Genomic DNA, 19,538 nt, shown 5'->3' on the forward strand with positions numbered 1-19,538 from the left:
TTTCGTGAGCAAATCGCTGCAAGCCATCCGTGGCATGAACGACATCCTGCCAGAGCAGTCGCCGCTCTGGCGCTACTTCGAAGGCACCGTCGCCGGCCTGCTGGACACCTACGGGTACAGCCAGATCCGCACGCCGATCGTCGAGTTCACCGAGCTGTTCAAGCGCTCGATTGGTGAAGTCACCGACATCGTCGAAAAAGAGATGTACACCTTCGAGGACCGCAACGGCGATTCGCTCACCTTGCGCCCTGAAGGCACTGCTGCCTGCGTGCGCGCCGTGCTGGAACATGGCATCACCGGCAACGGCCAGGTGCAGAAACTCTGGTACATCGGCCAGATGTTCCGCCACGAACGCCCGCAGAAGGGCCGCTATCGCCAGTTCCACCAGATTGGCGTGGAAGTGTTCAACCTGGACGGTCCGGACATCGACGCCGAGCTGATCATGCTGACCTGGCGCCTGTGGGGCCTGCTGGGCATCCAGGACGCGGTCAAGCTCGAGCTCAACAGCCTGGGCACCAGCGAAGCCCGTGCCCGCTACCGTGACGCGCTGGTCGAGTTCCTCTCGGTGCGCCTGGAGCAGCTCGACGAAGACAGTCAGCGCCGCCTCAAGAGCAACCCGCTGCGCATCCTCGACAGCAAGGACCAGGGCACCCAGGCGGTGCTGGTCGGCGCGCCGAAGCTGGAAGACTACCTGGACGAAGATTCCCGCGTGCACTTCGAGGGACTCAAGGCTCGACTGGACGCAGCCGGCATCCCGTTCGTGATCAACACCAAGCTGGTCCGTGGCCTGGATTACTACAGCAAGACCGTGTTCGAGTGGGTCACCGACAAGCTCGGCGCCCAAGGCACCGTCTGTGCCGGTGGCCGTTATGACGGCCTGGTCGAGCAGATGGGCGGCAAGCCGACCACTGGTGTCGGTTTCGCCATGGGTATCGAGCGCCTGATCCTGCTGCTGGAAACCCTCGGCAAGGTCCCCGAGTCGATCAACCGCACCATCGACGTCTACCTGTGCGCCTTTGGCGAGCAGGCAGAACTGGCCGGCCTGCGCCTGTCCGAAGGCCTGCGTGATCGCCTGCCGGGCCTGCGCCTGGCGGTCAACGCCGGTGGCGGCAGCTTCAAGAGCCAGTTCAAGAAAGCCGACAAGAGCGGCGCGCTGTTCGCCCTGATTCTTGGCGACGACGAACTGGCCAAGCAAGAGATCGGCGTGAAGCCCCTGCGTGGTCAGGGCGAACAACAGAACATTGCCTGGGATGCTCTGGCTGAGCACCTGGAAACCGTGATCGCTCAGGCGTAACGCGGTTCAACAAGCGAATAGGCGAAAAGGAGTATTGGGGTGTCGAGTACCGATGATGATGACCTGGCAGGGGTCAAGGACTGGTGGAACCGCAACGGCAAGCCGCTGCTGACTGGCGCGCTGCTGGCGGGCGTGGTGGTGCTGGGTTGGAACACCTGGCACAAGTACCAGAGCAACCAGTCGCAAGGTGCCTCGCAGCTGTATCAGGCTTTGCTTGAGACCAGCCTGACGCCGAGCGGCCAGCCAGACGCGACCAAGGTCGCGGAATTGGCCGGCAAGCTCAAGAGCGAGTTCGGCGGCACTGCGTACGCCCAGTACGGCAGCCTGTTCGTGGCCAAGGTCGCGGTCGAGAGCGGCAAGCTCGACGACGCCGCTGCCGAGCTGAAAAGCGTGCTGGACAAGCCGGCCGACGTCACCCTGGGCGAAATCTCGCGCCAGCGCCTGGCGCGCGTGCTCGCCGCCCAGAACAAGGCCGAAGAGGCCCTCAAACTGCTCGACGGCGACGCTGACAAGGCGTTCCTGGCCAGCCGTGAAGAATTGAAGGGCGACCTGCTGGTGCAACTGGGTCGCGGCGACGATGCCCACAGTGCCTACGAAAAAGCCAAGGCCGCGCTGTCTGATGAAGCAGCGGTCGGTGGCCTGCAACTGAAGCTGGATGACCTGGCCAAAGGGGACGCGTAAGTGATCGGTTGGAAACAAGCAGCAGTGCTGACCCTGGCCGTGCTGGCCGCAGGTTGCAGCAGCAACAGCAAGAAGGAACTGCCTCCGGCCGAGCTGACCAAGTTCACCGAAGAAGTAGTGCTGAAAAAGCAGTGGAGCCGTTCGATCGGTGACGGCCAGGGCGAAACCTACAACACCCTGGTTCCGGCGATCGAGAACGACCGTATCTACGCCTCCGACGTTAACGGCGAAGTCTTCGCCCTCGACCGCATCACCGGTGACGTGGTGTGGAAAAAGGACCTGGACAAGCCGGTTTCCGGCGCGGTCGGTGTCGGCTACGGCCTGGTCATGCTCGGCACCCTCAAGGGTGAAGTGATCGCCCTGGATTCCAGCACCGGTGAGGAGCGCTGGAAGGCGCGCGTCACCAGCGAAGTGCTGGCTCCGCCTGCCAACAACGGTGACGTTGTGGTGGTGCAGACCCAGGACGACCGCCTTATCGGCCTGGATGCCGCCACTGGCGACCGCCGCTGGATCTACGAAAACACCCCGGCCGTGCTGACCCTGCGTGGCACCGGCGCGCCGATCGCCACCAACCGCCTGGCTGTCGCCGGCCTGTCCACCGGCAAGGTGGTCGCGGTGGATATCAACAACGGCGTACCGGTGTGGGAGAGCCGCGTGGCCATCCCGCAGGGCCGTTCCGAGCTGGACCGCGTGGTCGATATCGACGGCGGCCTGCTGCTGTCCGGTGGTACCCTGTACGTCAGCACCTACCAGGGCCGCGTCGCGGGCCTGGACCTGGAAAGCGGCCGTGTGCTGTGGCAGCGTGATGCCTCCAGCTACGTGGGTGTCGCCCAGGGTTACGGCAACGTCTATGTCAGTGAAGCCACCGGTACCGTTGAAAGCGTCGACGAGCGCTCTTCCAGCGCCCTGTGGAGCAACGATTCGATGGCCCGCCGTCAGCTGACTGCACCTGAAGTGTTCTCCAGCTACGTGGCTGTAGGTGACTTCGAGGGTTACCTGCACCTGCTCAGCCAGGTCGATGGCCGCTTCGTCGGCCGTGAGCGTATCGACAGCGATGGCCTGCGTGCCCGCCCACTTGTGGTCGGCGACACCATCTACGTCTTTGGCAACAGCGGCAAGCTCGAGGCACTGACCATCCGCTGAAGCTATGCTTGAAGCCTTGGCGGCTTCAGGCCGCGGCGTAGGACACGCCGCCCGAACTCCGGCCGCTGCCTTGCAGCGGCCTTTGCATTTTCAAGAATTCAAGAGTGGAGAGCCGCATGGTTCCCGTAATCGCCCTGGTGGGCCGCCCGAACGTCGGCAAATCCACCATGTTCAACCGCCTGACCAAGACCCGCGATGCCATCGTCGGTGACTTGTCGGGTTTGACCCGTGACCGCCAGTATGGTGATGCCAGCTGGCAGGGTCGCTCCTTCATCCTCATCGACACCGGCGGTATCACCGGTGACGAGGTGGGCATGGACGAGAAGATGGCCGAGCAGTCGCTCATGGCCATCGAAGAAGCCGACTATGTGCTGTTCCTGGTCGACGCCCGCGCCGGCATGACCGCTGCCGACCAGATGATTGCCGAGCACCTGCGCAAACGCAACAAGTCGGCGATCCTGGTGGCCAACAAGATCGACAACATCGACGCCGACGTTGCTCGCGCCGAGTTCTCGCCGCTGGGCATGGGCAATGCCATTCCGGTAGCCGGTTCCCAGGGCCGTGGCATCAACGCGTTGATGGAGTCGGTACTCGGCCACATCCCGCGTGATCAGGTCGAGGAAGCGCTGGACGCCGAAGTCGCCGAAGGCGAGGAAGCGCTACGTATCCCAGGCCCGAGCGAGAAGGATGGCATCAAGATCGCCATCATCGGCCGCCCGAACGTGGGCAAGTCGACCCTGGTCAACCGCATGCTCGGCGAAGAGCGCGTGGTGGTGTACGACCAGCCGGGTACTACCCGTGACAGTATCTACATCCCGTTCGAGCGTGATGGCGAGAAGTACACCTTCATCGACACCGCTGGTGTGCGCAAGCGCGGCAAGATCCACGAGGAAGTCGAAAAGTTCTCGGTGGTGAAGACCCTGCAGGCGATCAAGGACGCCAACGTGGTGATCTTTGTCATGGACGCCCGCGAAGGTGTGGTCGACCACGACCTCAACCTGCTGGGCTTCGCCCTGGAAGCCGGCCGCGCCATCGTCATCGCCCTGAACAAGTGGGATGGCATGGAGCCGGGCGAGCGTGACTATGTGAAGACCGAGCTGGAGCGCCGGCTGTTCTTCGTCGACTTCGCCGACATCCACTTCATCTCCGCCCTGCACGGCACTGGCGTTGGCCACCTGTACAAGTCGGTACAGGCTGCGTTCACGTCGGCGGTCACCCGCTGGCCGACCAGCCGCCTGACGCAAATCCTCGAAGATGCCGTCAGCGAGCACCAGCCACCGCTGGTCAATGGCCGCCGTATCAAACTGCGCTATGCCCACCTCGGTGGTGCCAACCCACCGCTGATCGTGATCCATGGCAACCAGACCGAGAAGATTCCGAAATCTTATTCGCGTTACCTGGAGAACACCTACCGCCGTGTGCTGAAGCTGGTCGGTACGCCGATCCGCATCGAGTACAAGGGCGGTGAAAACCCGTACGAGGGCAAGAAGAACACCCTCACCGATCGCCAGGTCAACAAGAAGCGCCGCCTGATGTCGCACCACAAGAAGGCCGAGAAGAAGCGCCGCGACAAGCGCTGATTCCGAGTCGACTTCTTCGCGGGTAAACCCGCTCCCACAGGGATAGCGCTGCTCCTGAGCTCAGTGCAGTACCTGTGGGCGCGGGTTTACCCGCGAATGGGCCTCTTGATCCAGCGCAATCCCCCTATTGTTTCAACCTTTTTCCTGACCGCTCGATCCGCTATGCTCGGACTCCACCCCGTGCCGGATACACCCCAGGAAAGAGGGCTCCATGATCCGCAGCAAACTGCCGAATGTCGGCACGACCATCTTCACCACCATGTCCCAGCTCGCCGTGCAGACCGGCGCGCTCAACCTGTCCCAGGGTTTCCCCGACTTCAACGGCCCACAGGCGCTGCTCGATGCCGTCGGCCGGCACGTGGCCGCCGGGCATAACCAGTACTCGCCGATGACCGGCCTGCCGGCCCTGCGCCAGCAGGTGGCAGCCAAGGTCGCAAGGCTGTATGGCGCCCAGGTCGATGCCGACCAGGAAGTGACCATCACCCCAGGCGCCACCGAAGCGATCTTCTGTGCCATCCAGGCGGTGATCCACCCCGGTGACGAGGTGATCGTCTTCGATCCCTGCTACGACAGTTACGAGCCCTCCGTGGAGCTGGCGGGCGGGCGCTGCGTGCATGTGCAACTGAGCGACGGTGACTTCCGCATCGACTGGCAGAAGTTCAGCGATGCCCTGAGCCCGCGCACGCGCATGGTCATTCTCAATTCACCGCACAACCCCAGTGGCGCGCTGATCACCCGTGAAGACCTCGAGCAGCTGGCCCGGCTGATCGCCGACCGCGAGATCTACCTGATCAGCGACGAAGTCTATGAGCATCTGGTCTATGACGGCGTGCGCCATGCCAGCGTGCTGGCCCATGAGCAGCTCTACCAGCGGGCGTTCGTCATCAGCTCGTTCGGCAAGACCTACCACGTCACCGGCTGGAAAACCGGCTACGTGATCGCCCCACCGGCCTTGAGCGCCGAACTGCGCAAGGTGCACCAGTACGTCAACTTCTGTGGCGTGACGCCCCTGCAGTGCGCATTGGCCGATTTCATGGCCGAGCACCCGGAGCACATCGATGAGCTGCCGGCGTTCTACCAGGCCAAGCGCGACCTGTTCTGCGACCTGCTGGAGGGCTCGCGTTTCAGCTTTACCCGCACGGCGGGTACCTATTTCCAGTTGGTGGACTACTCGCAGATCCGCCCGGACCTGAACGATGTCGACATGGCCCTGTGGCTCACCCGCGAGCACGGTGTGGCGACCATTCCGGTCTCGGTGTTCTACCAGCAACCCATCCCCGAGCAACGCCTGGTACGCCTGTGCTTTGCCAAACGTGAGGAGACGCTGCGTCAGGCAGCGGAAAAACTATGCGCGATCTGAGTGCACTGCCCAACCTGAAAGTCGCCTTGGTCCAGACCACCTTGGCGTGGCATGACCGTGAGGCCAACTACGCGCATTTCGAGGTGCTGCTTGACCAGGCCCGTGGCGCCGACCTGGTGGTCCTGCCGGAGATGTTCACCACGGGTTTTTCCATGCAGTCGGAAACCCTCTGCGAGCCCGAGAACGGCCCGACGTACAAATGGCTGAAGGCCCAGGCCAAGCGCATCGATGCCGTGATTACCGGCAGCGTGATCATCCAGGCCGCCGACGGCAGCCACCGCAACCGCTTGCTGTGGGCGCGGCCGGATGGCGAGATCCTGCATTACGACAAGCGTCACCTGTTCCGCATGGCCGGTGAGCACAAGCACTACACCCCGGGTGAGCGCCAGGTGCAGTTCGAGGTCAAGGGGTGGCGGGTGCGCCCGTTGATCTGCTACGACCTGCGCTTCCCGGTGTGGAGTTGTGATGCCCAGGATACCGACCTGCTGCTGTACACCGCCAACTGGCCAGCGGCACGCCGCCAGCACTGGAACCGGCTGCTGCCGGCGCGGGGTATCGAGAACCTGTGCTATGTGGCTGCAGTGAACCGGGTGGGCACCGATGGCAAGGGCTTTGCCTATTCCGGGGACAGCCAGGTGCTGGATTTCCAGGGTGAGAGCCTGCTCAGTGCAGGCGAGGCGGACGGGGTGTTTACTGCGGTGTTGAGTGCGGTGGAACTGGCGGCCTACCGCACCAAGTTCCCGGCCAACCTGGATGCCGACACCTTCGAGCTGCACTAAGGCGCGCCCGGCCCTTTGTAGGAGCGGCCTTGTGTCGCGAAAGGGCCGCGAAGCGGCCCCAGGATCTCAGCCGTGATGCGAAGACTGCTGGGGCCGCTTCGCGGCCCTTTCGCGACACAAGGCCGCTCCTACAAGCGGCGGCATGGCTAGTCAGTACACATCCCGCCGATACCGCCCATCCTCGATCAGCTGCTGCACAGCGTCTTCCCCCAGCATGCCGTTGAGCGCTGCATCTACCCCCGCAGCCATGCCTTGCAGGCTGCCGCAGACATGCACACAAGCCCCGTCCGCCACCCAGCCCTTGAATGCCTCGGCGTGCTGCAGCAACACATCCTGCACATACACTTTTTCGGCCTGATCCCGCGAGAACGCCAGGTCCAGCCGCGCCAGGTCGCCGCTGTCGAGCCAGCCTTGCAGCTCGGCGCCACACAGCAGGTCATGTGCCCGGTTACGCTCGCCGAACAGCAACCAGTTGCGCTGCTCGCCCGCATTGATGCGGGCCCGGATCAGGCTGCGCAGGCCAGCCAGGCCGGTGCCATTGCCGATCAGGATCATCGGTGCGGCGGCCTCGGGCAGGTGGAAGCCACTGTTGCGGCGCACGCGCAGGTTCAAGGTGCCATTGAGCGGCAGGTACTCGGTCAACCAGCCGGACCCCAGGCCGAGGTTGCCATCGGCATGGCGCGCCTGGCGCACGATCAGTTCCAGTACGCCATCGCTGGCGATCGAGGCAATCGAGTATTCGCGGCTGCCGATGGGCACCAAAGCATCGACCAATGCCTGCGGCTGCAAGCCAAGCAGATGATCGCGACGGCTCGGCAGCTGGCGGCCAGCCAGTGCCTGGCTCAAGCTTTCCTGCAGGCCGTCGACGTGCACGCTGGCCTTGGCGTCCAGTGCCATGCCTTGGAGAAACGCATCAATCCGTGCCTGGCCATTGAGTGGCAGGATTTCCACCAGGTCACCGGCCTCCCAGCTGGCCGGTTGCTCAGGCCGCAGGCCCAGCAGGTAGACCGGTTGACCTTGGCTGCCTGGGTTGAGCAGCTCGCGTTGCACCAGCGTCCAGTTGCCGAAACGCGGCGGCTGCCAGGCGCTTACCGGTTGAGCCCCGGTCAGTTGCGCCAGCTCCTGCTGCCACTGCTGCAGTGCGGCCTGGTCGGCATTGTCCACTTCCACCGGGCTGAACGCGCTGCTGGCACCACGATCACCCAGCCAGGCCTGCAGGCGCCGGGCAAAACCACAGAAGTGCGGGTACTGGCGGTCGCCCAGGGCGAGCAGGGCGTAGCTGAGGTTGTTCAGCGCCCACGGCTGGCCGAGGACCTTGCGCTCGAAGCCACGGGCACTGTCCGGCGCCTCGCCGTCGCCGAAGGTGCTGACCACGAACAGGGCGCGGCGGGTCTGGCGCAAGGCTTCTTCATCCAGGTCGGCCAGGGCGCGTACTTGTACTGGCAAGCCGGCGGCCTGTAACTGCCCGGCGCTCTGCCAGGCCAGTTGTTCGGCAAGGCCGCTTTGGCTGGCGAAGCCGATCAGCCAGCTCTCGCCGCTGGCCTGGTTGCCGTCGACGTTGTTGCGTGCGGTGCGTACCTGGCGCTTCTTGCGCCGGCGGTCGAGGTACAGCAGCCAGCCGGTGACGAAGAACAGCGGCATGGTCAGGCTGGCGATGGTGACGATGATGCGCCCCGGCAGGCCGAAGTATTCGCCGACGTGCAGGGCGTAGACGCTCTGCAGCAACTGCGCCTTGAAAGACTTGTCGGTGTAGCGGTCCTGGCGCTTGACCTGGCCAGTGGCCGGGTCGAGCACCAGGGTGTTGAACGCGCGCGGGTGGGCCGCGTCTTCAAGCAGGTAGAACAGGTTGGCCGGCTGCCCGCCCGCCGGGGGCAGGCGCAGGTTGTACATGGCCAGGCCCGGGCCGGCAGCGTACTTGAGGTTGGCCCAGATGGCGTCGTAGTCGACCACCAGCGGCGGTGCGTTCTTGTCGACCTTGGGTGGCCCATGGCGGCCACGGCCTTCACCGCGCTTCTGCTGCTGGCCGGCAGCAGGTTCGTCAGCCAGCAGTGTGTTCAGGCCCGAGCGGTACCATTCGTAGGACCAGAACAGCCCGGTCAGCGCGAACAGGAGGTAGAACAGCAGGCACCAGGTGCCGGCCACGGCGTGCAGGTCCCAGTTGAAGGCGCGGCCTTTCTTGGCCCAGTCGAGGGTCAGCCAGGTGCGCCAGTTCAGCGCCTTGCGCGGCCAGCGCAGGTACAGACCGGAGAGGCAGAAGAACACCAGCATCAGGGTACAGGCACCGGTGATCTGCCGGCCGGTGTCGCCCATGGCGAGAAAGCGGTGCAGGGTCAGCATCAGGCTGAAGAAGCCTTGGCCGGCTGCCTCGCCCTTGAGCTCGCCGGTGTAGGGGTCGGCATAGCGCAGCGCGCCGCGGCGCTCACCCGGTGGCGGGGTGAAGAACACCCGCGCGGCGTTGCCTTCGCGCACGTCCACCCACAGCATCGACACCTTGTCGCCTTGCTCGGCCTCGACCCGACGCACCAGCTCGGCCGGTGGCAGCACGCCCTCGGCGCGGACCTCGACCTTGAGCACATCGGCGTTGAAGGCGCGCAGCAGCTCTTCCTGGAACGAGTAGAGCGCGCCGGTAATGCCCATCAAGGCCAGCACCAGGCCGGCGGTGATGCCAAAGAACCAGTGCAATTGAAACAGTGTCTTCTTCACCACATCGATCACCTTGTCTTGCTGCCGCAACCTGCGCGGCGTGCATTATGCCTTGATACGCAAAAGCCCCGCTCACTGGAATGAACGGGGCTTGGGGGTGCTGCTTTAGAAGTGGACGCTGGTGGTCAGCAATGCGGTCCGGCCCGCCGCCTGGTTGGCGAAATGGGTGGAGAACGCCTTGTCGTAGTACACCTCGTTGGTCAGGTTCTGCACGTTCAGCTGCAGGTCGACGTTCTTGGTCAGCTTGTAGGCGGCCATGGCGTCGTAGCGTACGTAGCTGTCGACCATGGTGGTGTTGGCCACGCTGCCGTACACGTCATCCACATAGAAGGCGCCGCCACCGACGGTCAGCTTCGGCGTGATCGAGTAGGTTGTCCACAGGCTGGCGCTGTTGTTCGGCGTGTTCGGCAGCTGGTTGCCATCGTTGGCCTTGCCCAGCGGGCCGCCGTCGATCTGGCGCGCTTCCATGTAGGTGTAGCCGGCAAATACCTGCCACTTGTCGGTGATCTTGCCGCTGGCCGACAGCTCGATGCCCTGCACGCGGGTTTCGCCGACGTTTTCGTAGGTGTTGGTGTTCACCTGGACGCGGGCATTTTCCTTCTCGGTGCGGAACAGCGCGGCGGCCAGGGACAGGCGCTCGTCGAGCAGGTCCCACTTGGTACCGATTTCGTAGTTGGTGGTTTCTTCCGGCTCCATGTCGCTGCTCAGCAAGTTGCCGCTGCGATCGGTGGTGTTGCCCAGCGGGTTACCTTCAGTGCCTTCACCGAGCAGCGCACCGGGTGGGGTTGCGGAGGTGGCGTAGGACACGTAGATGCTGCCGTTGTCGGCCGGCTTCCACACCAGGCCCAGCTGGCCGGTGACGAACTCACTGGTGTCTTTGCCCTTGGAGACGATGCCCTTGGTACTTACCGCAGTGCTGCCGTTGGCGTTGTAGCCACGGTACTGTGTGTCGAAGTGGTCGTAACGCAGGCCCATGTTCAGCAGCCACTGTGGCGACAGTTCGAGGGTATCGAACACGTAGATGGCCCGCGTGTTGCTCTTGGTGTTGGTGCCAGCGTAGTTGCGCGAGATCGCACCGTTCCATGGGTCGTCAGGGTTCGGGTTGCTCAGCGAGGTGCAGTTGTAGCCGCTGGTGGCGCCGATCATGCCTGGGGTGCAGTTGGTGTTCGCTGCGCCGCCGGGGACGGTATCGGTGTCGACGTTGTAGGTTTCGCGGTCGCTTTCTTCACGGCTCAATTCGATACCGGTGGAGAAGCTGTTCTTCATGCCACCCAGGTAGAACTCACCGAACAGGTCGGTCTGGTTGGTGGTGGTGGAGGTGTTGCCCACACGCGTGTTGGCACGGCGCCAGACGCTGCCATTGTTGACGTTACCCTTGCTGTCGTCGGGCTGGGTCAGGATGTAGTCCTGCATGCTGTTGCCGTGACGGAAGGTGTTCTTGATGGTCAGCGCGTCGGTCAGGTCGTGCTCGATGGCGAAGGTGGCGATATCGACGCGGCTCTTGCGGAAGTCGCGGTCGGTCAGGCCGTAGAAGTTGTCGCTGTCGCCACCGTCGTTTGGCTTGCTCGGGTGAGCAGAGGTGCGCGCTGCGCTACCTGCGGTCGGGATGGTGTACGGAATGCCCGAATCTGGCAGGTCGTCACTTTCCAGGTGGTAGTAGTCGAGGTTGACGCGGGTCGCGGTGCCCAGGCCGAAAGCCAGCGATGGGGCGATACCCCAGCGGTCGTAGTTGACCTTGTCGCGGCCAGCGACGTTGCTTTCGTGGGTCATCAGGTTCAGGCGGCCGGCAACGGTGTCGCTGAACTGGTAGTTACCGTCGAAGGTGTAGCGCTGGGTCTGGTCGCTGCCCCAGGTCCAGGCGCCGTCGAGCGAGTTGCCCAGGTGTGCACGCTTGCTCACCAGGTTGATGGTACCGCCGGCGGCGCCACGGCCACCGATGGCCGAGTTCGGGCCTTTGGCCACTTCAACGGATTCGATGGCGAAGATCTCGCGGGTCTGGGCGCCGGTGTCGCGCACGCCGTCCAGGTAGGTGTCACCCTGGGCGTCGAAGCCGCGGATGAATGGGCGGTCGCCTTGCGGGTTGCCGCCTTCACCGGCACCGAAGGTGATGCCCGGTACGGTGCGCAGGGCGTCCTGCAGGGTCAGGGCATTGGTGTCCTTGATCACTTGCTGCGGGATTACGGTGACCGAACGCGGGGTGTCTACCAACGGGGCGGTGTACTTCTGCGAGGAGGCCTTCTCGACCTTGTAATCGGTGCTGGCCTGCTCTGCCTTGCCATTGACGCTGGTGGCGTCGAGGGTAACGGCATTGCGGGTGGCCGGGTCGGCGGCGTAGGCGCCGGAAGCGCTCAGGGCGACCCCGATGGCCGAGACGATCAGGCGTGGTGAGCTCACTGCAGATGGTACGTGACGCATTGTTGTAGGCCTTCCCCAAGGGTGTTAAGGCCGCGGATGTTAATGTAAGGGTTTGTAAGGCACAATTGAGACTCGTTACCATTCGCTAAGAATTTACAATCTTTACAAATTCTCTTTACGTTTTACTGACGCTGAATCGTCTAAGGCACAACCAGGGCTTGTGTAGCGTAAAAGGGAATCAATATCATTGACGCCTTTACAGATCTTAACGGTGCCGCCGCCATGCTGCTTCATATTCCAGGGTTGTTCGACGCCGATGAGCTGGCCCGTATCCGCGAAGCGCTGGAGCAGGCCGACTGGGCCGACGGCAAGGTCACTGCCGGTTACCAGTCGGCGAAGGCCAAGCACAACCTGCAGCTGCCGGAAGGGCACCCGCTGGCCAAGGAAATTGGCAGCGCGTTGATCGACCGCTTGTGGCAAACCCCGCGGTTCATGTCGGCGGCTTTGCCGCACAAGGTGTTCCCGCCGCTGATCAACTGCTACCGCGAGGGCGGCAATTTCGGTTTCCACATCGACAATGCCCTGCGCCAGCCCAAGGGCAGTGCGGAGCGGGTGCGCACCGACCTGTCTTCGACGCTGTTCCTCAGCGACCCGGATAGCTACGACGGCGGCGAGCTGGTGATCCAGGACACCTACGGGGTGCAACAGGTCAAGCTGGCAGCCGGTGACCTGGTGCTGTACCCCGGCACCAGCCTGCACAAGGTCAACCCGGTGACCCGTGGCGTGCGTTACGCCGCGTTCTTCTGGACCCAGAGCCTGGTGCGCGAGGACAGCCAGCGGGCGCTGCTGTTCGAAATGGACAATGCCATCCAGCAACTCACTGCCGACGTGCCGGACCATCCGTCGTTGCTGCAACTGACCGGTACCTACCATAACCTGCTGCGCCGCTGGGCCGAGGTCTGAGCCATGTCTTATCAACTGCGTCGTGAAGAAGTGGTGGATGCTGCCGGCCTGCAGGCCATGCTGGAACACAGCCCCGGCAAGGCGGCCCAGGCGATTCTGGCGGCCGCGGGGGAGGGCATGGTCGAGGCGCAATTGCTGCTCGGGCAGATTTTGCTCGATGGCCGTGGCATCGAGCAGGATGCCGGTGTTGCCCGGCGCTGGTTCGGTATTGCCGCACAGGGCGGCAGTGCCATGGCGCACAACATGCTCGGTCGTTGCCTGGAGCATGGCTGGGGTGGCGAGGTGAACCTGGCGCAGTCGGCCATTCATTATGCTCGGGCAGCTGATGCCGGGCTGGATTGGGGGCTGTACAACCTGGGCAACCTGCTGGCCACCGGGCGCGGGCTGCCGGCCAATCAGGCGCAGGCGCTGACCTGTTACGAGAAGGCCGCGCAAATGGGCCATGCCAAGTCGATGAACCTGTATGGGCGTTACCTGGAGCATGGCATCGCCACCGCGCCGAGCCCAGTGCGGGCGGTACGTTGGTACAGGCGTTCGGCCGAGGCGGGGGATTTTCGCGGGATGTTCAGCCTGGCGATGGTATTGACCGAGCGAGGCGAGATGCTGGAGGCCGGGACCTGGCTGGAGAAAGCCAAGGTTGAGGGCAACCTGAACTTCCTGCGCAGTGCTTTGGTGACCTTGCAGGGGGGCGGGCCGGTGTTGATGGCCTTTGCCGGAAGCTATGCTGAAGAGCTGGCTCGGCGCGAAGATTGATGTCGCCTGTGCCGGCCTCTTCGCGGGTAAACCCGCTCCCACAGGTTCTGCACAGGCCTTGAGAACTGTGGGGGGGCTTGTGGGAGCGGGTTTACCCGCGAAGAGGCCGGCACAGGAAAGCACAAACGAAAACGGGGCCTTTCGGCCCCGTTTTGCGTTACAGGTAGTAAGCCTTCAGCGGCGGGAAGCCGTTGAATTCCACTGCGCTGTAGCTGGTGGTGTAGGCGCCGGTAGACAGCCAGTACAGGCGGTCACCGATGGCCAGGTTCAGCGGCAGGCCGTACTTGTAGTTCTCGTACATGATGTCGGCGCTGTCACAGGTCGGGCCGGCGATGACCACTTCTTCGGCTTCGCCTTTCTTCTCGGTCCAGATCGGGAACTTGATGGCTTCGTCCATGGTTTCGATCAGGCCGGAGAACTTGCCCACGTCGGTGTAGATCCAGCGCTCGACAGCGGTGCGCGACTTGCGCGCGACCAGTACCACTTCACTGACCAGGATACCGGCGTTGGCGATCAGCGAACGGCCTGGTTCGAGGATGATTTCCGGCAGGTCGTCACCGAAGTCTTCCTTGAGGAAGCGGATGATCTCTTCGGCGTAGGTCTCGAGGCTGTTGGTGCGGGTGATGTAGTTGGCCGGGAAGCCACCACCCATGTTGATCAGCTTCAGTTCGATGCCGTCTTCTTCTTTCAGGCGCTCGAAGATCACCTTGACCTTGGCGATGGCCGCGTCCCATACGCTGATGTCGCGCTGCTGGGAGCCAACGTGGAAGGAGATGCCGTAAGGCACCAGGCCCAGGTCACGGGCAAGGATCAGCAGGTCCATGGCCATGTCGGTCTGGCAACCGAACTTGCGCGACAGGGGCCAGTCGGCAGTGGTCGAGCCTTCGGTGAGGATACGCACGTAGACCTTCGAGCCCGGCGCGGCCTTGGCGATGTTGCGCAGGTCGGCTTCCGAGTCGGTGGCATACAGGCGCACGCCCTTCTCGTAGAAGTAGCGGATGTCCTTGGACTTCTTGATGGTGTTGCCGTAGCTGATGCGGTCGGCGCTGACACCACGACCCAGGACCTTGTCCAGTTCGTAGATCGAGGCGATGTCGAAGCTCGAACCTTTCTCTTTGAGCAGGTCGATGATCTCGACGGCCGGGTTGGCCTTGACCGCGTAGTACACCTTGGCGAACTCGAAACCAGCGCGCAGGTCGTCATAGGCCTGGCTGATCATCTGGGTGTCGATAAGTACGAACGGGGTTTCCTGCTTGTCGGCGAACGCCTTCATTTTCTGGAAGGTGTCACGCGCGAAATAGTCTTCGACCTGGATCGACATGCTCAGGGACTCCATGGGCAAACTGAAAGATTAAGTGGCTGCAAACTGAACGTCCTCCGTATCCCCACTTTGGTTCGCCTACTCAGTACTTGAGCCGGATGGATCGTTTCCAGCATGGACGTTCGGCGCGCACTTTAGGGCGTGAAGAATGCAGAATCAACAGGCAATCCGGGTGCGATCGTCGTGGATCGGCACCCTACCCGTTGAATAACCGACTCACGTGACCACCTGATGTTCCCCGCAGTGTTTCAAGCGTAAAAAATTGTGGAATGGAGCGTTTTGACCGCTTGGCAGGCGAGCCCCTTTTTACAGGCATCGCACGATCGCTGTAGAAGCGGGCTTGCCCGCGAAAGGGGCTGTGGTGTTCATATTTATGGCCACATTTGCCTGGCACTGGCGTACATGAAAATGACAATAAATTTTTTGTTACCGACTGGCGGATTTGCTGGTTTTGATGAGAAACATTACTATTCGCACCCTCATCCGCCTCCCTGACGACCCCGAACGTGTCCGGACACAAAGGCTTCCTCGACCACTACCATGAGCTGATCGGCACCTGGACGCGCAAGTTGCGCAGTCGTCAGCAGGCCGAGGACCTCACCCACGATGCCTTTGTAAGGGTGCTGGAAAACCCGCGCGAGCAGGTCGAGCAGCCACGCGCCTACCTTCACCAGACCGCCCGCAACATCGCCGTGGACGGTTTCCGCCGCGAGGACCGGCGCCAGGCGCTGGCGCTGCAAGCCTTCGACGAAGGCGTGGCCGCCAGCGACGATCCGGAAGCCTACGTGCATGCCCTGGAGCTGGCCGACAGCGTCGAGCGGGCGCTGGCCGAGTTGCCGCTGAACTGCCGCCGGGTGTTCGTCTGGCAGAAGCTCGAAGGGCTGAGCCAGGCCGAGATCGCCGAGCGCATGGGTTTGACCAAGAACATGGTCGAAAAGTATATGATTCGCACGCTCCGGCATCTGCGTGAGCACCTGGATGTGTCGGCATGATGAGTCAGGAGACCTTTTCCATGAAACAGCACGGTTCCGAGACCGTCCGCGAGCAGGCGGCCGCATGGTTCGTCCGCCTGCAGGACGCGCCGCGCGATGCCGCGCTGCAAAAGCAGTTACGTCTGTGGCTTGCCGCCGACCCCAGCCATCGTGCCGAGTACGATGCCCTGGCCACGGTGTGGAGTGCGGCAGAGTTGATCCCGCGCCAGCGCCTCGAAGCGCTGTGCGAGCCGGCCCCGGTGCGCCAGTTGCCGCGGCGGCGCCTGCTGCGCCAGGCGCTGGCGGCTTGTGTGGCGCTGGTGGCGCTGGGGCTGGGCTGGACGGGCTGGCACTACCAGCAACTCAATCACCAGGGCAGCCTGCAGACTGCCCTCGGCGAGCGTCGCCAGGTCGAGCTGCCAGATGGTTCGCACCTTGAGCTCAATGGGGCCACCCAGCTGCAAGTCGATTTCAGCCCAGGCCACCGACACATTCGGTTGAACGCAGGTGAGGCGATGTTCATCGTCGCCCACGACAGCAGCCGCCCGTTCGTGGTCCAGACCGCCCAAGGCAACGTGACCGTGACCGGCACCCGCTTCGATGTGCGCCTGGACCCGGCCGCTACCCGGGTGGCGGTCGAGCAGGGATCGGTGCGCGTTCAGGGCAGCAATGCTTCATTGGCACAGCTGGGCGCGGGCCAGGGCGCTTACATTGATGCACACGGCCAGGTTGCCGCACCTTATGCGGTCGACGCCGCCACACTGACTGCCTGGCGCCAGGGCAAGCTGGTGTTCGACAACGCCAGCCTTGCCGACGTGGTGGCCGAAGTGTCGCGCTACCGCGCCCAGCCACTGCGCGTGGCACCTGGCAAGGTTGCCCAGATGCGCCTGTCCAGCACCTTCAGCATCGACGACACAGACGCTCTGCTGCGCGCCTTGCCGAGCATCCTGCCGGTGGCGATCAAAGCCCACGAAGACGGCTCCCGCGAAATAATCGCGAAATAGATTCAGGTTTTTTTCCGCTCGTTCGTCTTCCCCGCCAGCTGCAACTGCCAAGCATTTCGATTTGCATGCAGTTGGCGTTTACTCCTTCTTCAGGATGTTTCGACGACGTGAACAACAACAAACCCTTTCCACGCCTGAGCGCCCTGGCGCTGGCCCTGGCGGTCAGCACCGCAGCCGTCAACGCCCAGGCCGAGCAGGCCGGCCGTGCGATCCAGATCCAGGCGCAACCACTGGCCTCGGCGCTGAGCCAACTGGGCCAGCAGACCAATCTGCAACTGTTCTTCAGCCCTGAACAGGTAGCCGGCAAGCAGGCCCCGGCCGTGTCCGGCAACGTGGCTCCCGAGCAGGCCCTGCAGCAATTGCTGCAGGGCAGCGGGCTGACCTATGAGAAGTCCGAAGACACGGTGGTGGTGAAGCCGGCCCAGCCGGCCGGCACGCTCACCCCCGGCAGCCTGGAGCTGGCGCCCACCGACGTGAAGGTGGTCGGTGACTGGCTTGGCGATGCCGACCAGGCCGTGGTGCAGAACCACCCTGGCGCGCGCACCGTGGTGCGCCGCGAAGCGATGGTGGAGAAGGGGGCGATGAACGTGCGCGACGTGCTGCGCGGTATCCCTGGCGTGCAGGTGCAGGACAGCAACGGTACCGGTGGCAGTGACCTGTCGCTGAACGTTGGCGTGCGTGGCCTGACCTCGCGCCTGTCGCCGCGCTCGACCGTGCTGATCGACGGCATTCCGGCGGCCTTTGCGCCCTATGGCCAGCCGCAGCTGTCGATGGCACCGATTTCCTCGGGTAACCTCGACAGCATCGACGTGGTGCGCGGTGCAGGCTCGGTGCGCTATGGCCCGCAGAACGTCGGCGGGGTGATCAACTTCGTCACCCGCGCGATCCCCGAAAAAGCCTCGGCTGAACTGTCCACCACGCTGGAAACCTCCCAGCACGGCGGCTGGAAACACACCGAGTCTGCCTTCGTCGGCGGTACTGCCGACAACGGCATGGGCGTGGCCTTGCTGTACACCGGCGTGAATGGCAATGGCTACCGGGAAAGCAACAACGGCAACGACATCGACGACGTCATCCTCAAGACTCACTGGGCGCCGACCGACGTTGATGAGTTCTGGCTCAATTTCCATTACTACGATGGCCGTGCCGACATGCCCGGCGGCCTGACCCAGGCCCAGTACGACAGCAACCCGTACCAGTCGCTGCGCGACTACGACTACTTCGCCGGCCGGCGCAAGGACGTGTCGTTCAAGTGGCAGCGCCAGCTCGATGATGCCACCCAGTTCGAAGTGCTGACCTATTACACCGACAGCTTCCGTGGCAGCGCCATCGCCGCCCGTGACATGAAGACCCTGTCGACTTACCCGCGCAACTACCACACCTTCGCCATCGAGCCACGGGTGTCGCGGATCTTCTTCGCCGGCCCCACCACCCAGGAAGTCAGCGTCGGTTATCGCTACCTGAAAGAAGCCATGCGCGAGCAGTCGACCCGCCTGGCGCTGATCGACAACGTACCGACGCCCACGCCGACTTCCGACGGCCACGTGTTCCAGGACCGCAGCGGCGGCACCGAAGCCAGCGCCTACTACATCGACGACAAGATCGATGTCGGCAACTGGACCATCACCCCGGGCATTCGCTTCGAGCACATCAATACCGACTGGCGCGACCGCCCGGTGCTTGGCACCAATGGCCAGCCGGTACCGGAAAAGAACCGCAGCATCACCAGCAACGAGCCGCTGCCGGCGCTGAGCGTGATGTACCACATCTCCGATGCCTGGAAAGTGTTCGCCAACTATGAGACCTCGTTCGGCAGCCTGCAGTACTTCCAGCTGGGCCAGGGCGGCACCGGCAACAGCACGGCCAACGGCCTTGAGCCGGAGAAGGCCAAGACCTACGAGCTGGGTACGCGCTATGACAACGGCGGTTTCGCCGGTGAACTGACGGCGTTCTACATCGACTTCGATGACGAGTTGCAGTACATCAGCAACGATGTGGGCTGGACCAACCTCGGTGCGACCCAGCACCAAGGTATCGAGGCCTCCGTGCGTTATGACCTGGCCGGGCTGGACCCGCGCCTGGAGGGGCTGTCGGTGAGCGGTGGCTATACCTACACCCGCGCGACGTATGAAGGGGATATCCCGGGTTTCAAGGGCCGTGACCTGCCGTTCTATTCGCGCCAGGTGGCCACCGCCGGGGTGCGCTATGCGATCAACCGCTGGACCTGGAATCTGGATGCTTACGCCCAGTCCAAGCAGCGTGCGCCAGGGACCGGGATCAATGCCGATGGCAGTTTCAACGGCGATTACATCACCGAGCCAAGTGCTGATGGGCAGTATGGCGACATTCCGGGCTACGTGACCTGGCATGCCCGTGGCGGGTATGCGTTTGGGGCGGACATGTCCAACCTGAAGCTGGCGGCGGGGGTGAAGAACCTGTTCGACAAGCAGTACTTCACGCGCTCCAGCGATAACAATGCCGGCCTCTATGTGGGTGAGCCGCGGACCTTCTATGTACAGGCCAGCATAGGGTTCTGACTGGAGATTGTTGCGGCCGCTTTGCGGCCCATCGCGACGCAAGGCCGCTCCTACGGGGGATCGCGTTTCTCTGTAGGAGCGGCCTTGTGTCGCG

General features: G+C 63.4%; 14 protein-coding genes. 11 read left to right on the forward strand and 3 right to left on the reverse strand.

Annotation, left to right across the window (positions count from 1 at the left end):
- Positions 1-4 precede the first annotated feature (4 nt).
- From hisS to H040_RS02505, 6 genes are all read left to right on the forward strand, one after another.
- Positions 5-1,294, forward strand: coding sequence for a histidine--tRNA ligase (gene hisS / locus H040_RS02475; protein ID WP_027920272.1), 1,290 nt, complete (start codon positions 5-7; stop codon positions 1,292-1,294).
- A 39-nt stretch (positions 1,295-1,333) separates the two neighbouring features.
- On the forward strand, positions 1,334-1,975 hold the full coding sequence (locus H040_RS02480) for a tetratricopeptide repeat protein (RefSeq protein WP_027920271.1): 642 nt from the start codon (positions 1,334-1,336) through the stop codon (positions 1,973-1,975).
- Positions 1,976-3,118: an outer membrane protein assembly factor BamB gene (gene bamB / locus H040_RS02485; protein WP_027920270.1), complete on the forward strand. Its 1,143-nt coding sequence runs from the start codon at positions 1,976-1,978 to the stop codon at positions 3,116-3,118.
- Positions 3,119-3,234: 116 nt separating this feature from the next.
- Complete coding sequence (gene der / locus H040_RS02490) at positions 3,235-4,698, forward strand: ribosome biogenesis GTPase Der (protein WP_027920269.1); 1,464 nt, start codon at positions 3,235-3,237, stop codon at positions 4,696-4,698.
- A 211-nt stretch (positions 4,699-4,909) separates the two neighbouring features.
- Positions 4,910-6,058, forward strand: coding sequence for a pyridoxal phosphate-dependent aminotransferase (locus tag H040_RS02500; protein ID WP_027920268.1), 1,149 nt, complete (start codon positions 4,910-4,912; stop codon positions 6,056-6,058).
- A complete protein-coding gene (locus H040_RS02505; protein ID WP_027920267.1) occupies positions 6,046-6,837 on the forward strand; it encodes an amidohydrolase in 792 nt (263 codons plus the stop codon). The genes H040_RS02500 and H040_RS02505 overlap by 13 nt, the downstream gene beginning before the upstream one ends.
- Before the next feature lie 150 nt (positions 6,838-6,987).
- On the opposite strand, the gene H040_RS02515 is transcribed toward H040_RS02505, so the two are convergent.
- Together H040_RS02515 and H040_RS02520 are read right to left on the reverse strand one after the other, a co-directional pair.
- Positions 6,988-9,543 (reverse strand): PepSY domain-containing protein, encoded by a 2,556-nt coding sequence (locus H040_RS02515; RefSeq protein ID WP_027920266.1) that lies wholly within the window; start codon positions 9,541-9,543, stop codon positions 6,988-6,990.
- Positions 9,544-9,645: 102 nt separating this feature from the next.
- Positions 9,646-11,955 (reverse strand): TonB-dependent receptor, encoded by a 2,310-nt coding sequence (locus H040_RS02520; RefSeq protein ID WP_027920265.1) that lies wholly within the window; start codon positions 11,953-11,955, stop codon positions 9,646-9,648.
- A 222-nt stretch (positions 11,956-12,177) separates the two neighbouring features.
- On the opposite strand from H040_RS02520, the gene H040_RS02525 reads away from it, so the two are divergent.
- Both H040_RS02525 and H040_RS02530 read left to right on the forward strand, forming a co-directional pair.
- Positions 12,178-12,858, forward strand: coding sequence for a Fe2+-dependent dioxygenase (locus H040_RS02525; protein WP_027920264.1), 681 nt, complete (start codon positions 12,178-12,180; stop codon positions 12,856-12,858).
- 3 nt (positions 12,859-12,861) lie between these two features.
- Positions 12,862-13,611: a tetratricopeptide repeat protein gene (locus H040_RS02530; protein WP_027920263.1), complete on the forward strand. Its 750-nt coding sequence runs from the start codon at positions 12,862-12,864 to the stop codon at positions 13,609-13,611.
- Positions 13,612-13,768: 157 nt separating this feature from the next.
- Here H040_RS02530 and H040_RS02535 read toward each other — a convergent pair whose 3' ends face one another.
- Positions 13,769-14,932 (reverse strand): type III PLP-dependent enzyme, encoded by a 1,164-nt coding sequence (locus H040_RS02535; protein ID WP_025337787.1) that lies wholly within the window; start codon positions 14,930-14,932, stop codon positions 13,769-13,771.
- A gap of 506 nt (positions 14,933-15,438) precedes the next feature.
- Between H040_RS02535 and H040_RS02540 the strand changes: the two genes are divergently transcribed.
- The 3 genes from H040_RS02540 (at position 15,439) to H040_RS02550 (ending at position 19,444) form a co-directional block, all read left to right on the forward strand.
- A complete protein-coding gene (locus tag H040_RS02540; protein ID WP_027920262.1) occupies positions 15,439-15,924 on the forward strand; it encodes a sigma-70 family RNA polymerase sigma factor in 486 nt (161 codons plus the stop codon).
- 20 nt (positions 15,925-15,944) lie between these two features.
- Positions 15,945-16,907: a FecR family protein gene (locus tag H040_RS02545; protein ID WP_027920261.1), complete on the forward strand. Its 963-nt coding sequence runs from the start codon at positions 15,945-15,947 to the stop codon at positions 16,905-16,907.
- Positions 16,908-17,014: 107 nt separating this feature from the next.
- The gene (locus tag H040_RS02550) at positions 17,015-19,444 is read left to right on the forward strand and encodes a TonB-dependent siderophore receptor (protein ID WP_027920260.1); all 2,430 of its coding nucleotides are present in this window, start codon (positions 17,015-17,017) and stop codon (positions 19,442-19,444) included.
- The last annotated feature ends 94 nt before the right edge of the window (positions 19,445-19,538 follow it).

It is taken from the genome of Pseudomonas sp. URMO17WK12:I7, from assembly GCF_003269045.1.
GTDB classification, from domain to species: Bacteria; Pseudomonadota; Gammaproteobacteria; order Pseudomonadales; family Pseudomonadaceae; genus Aquipseudomonas; species Aquipseudomonas putida_J.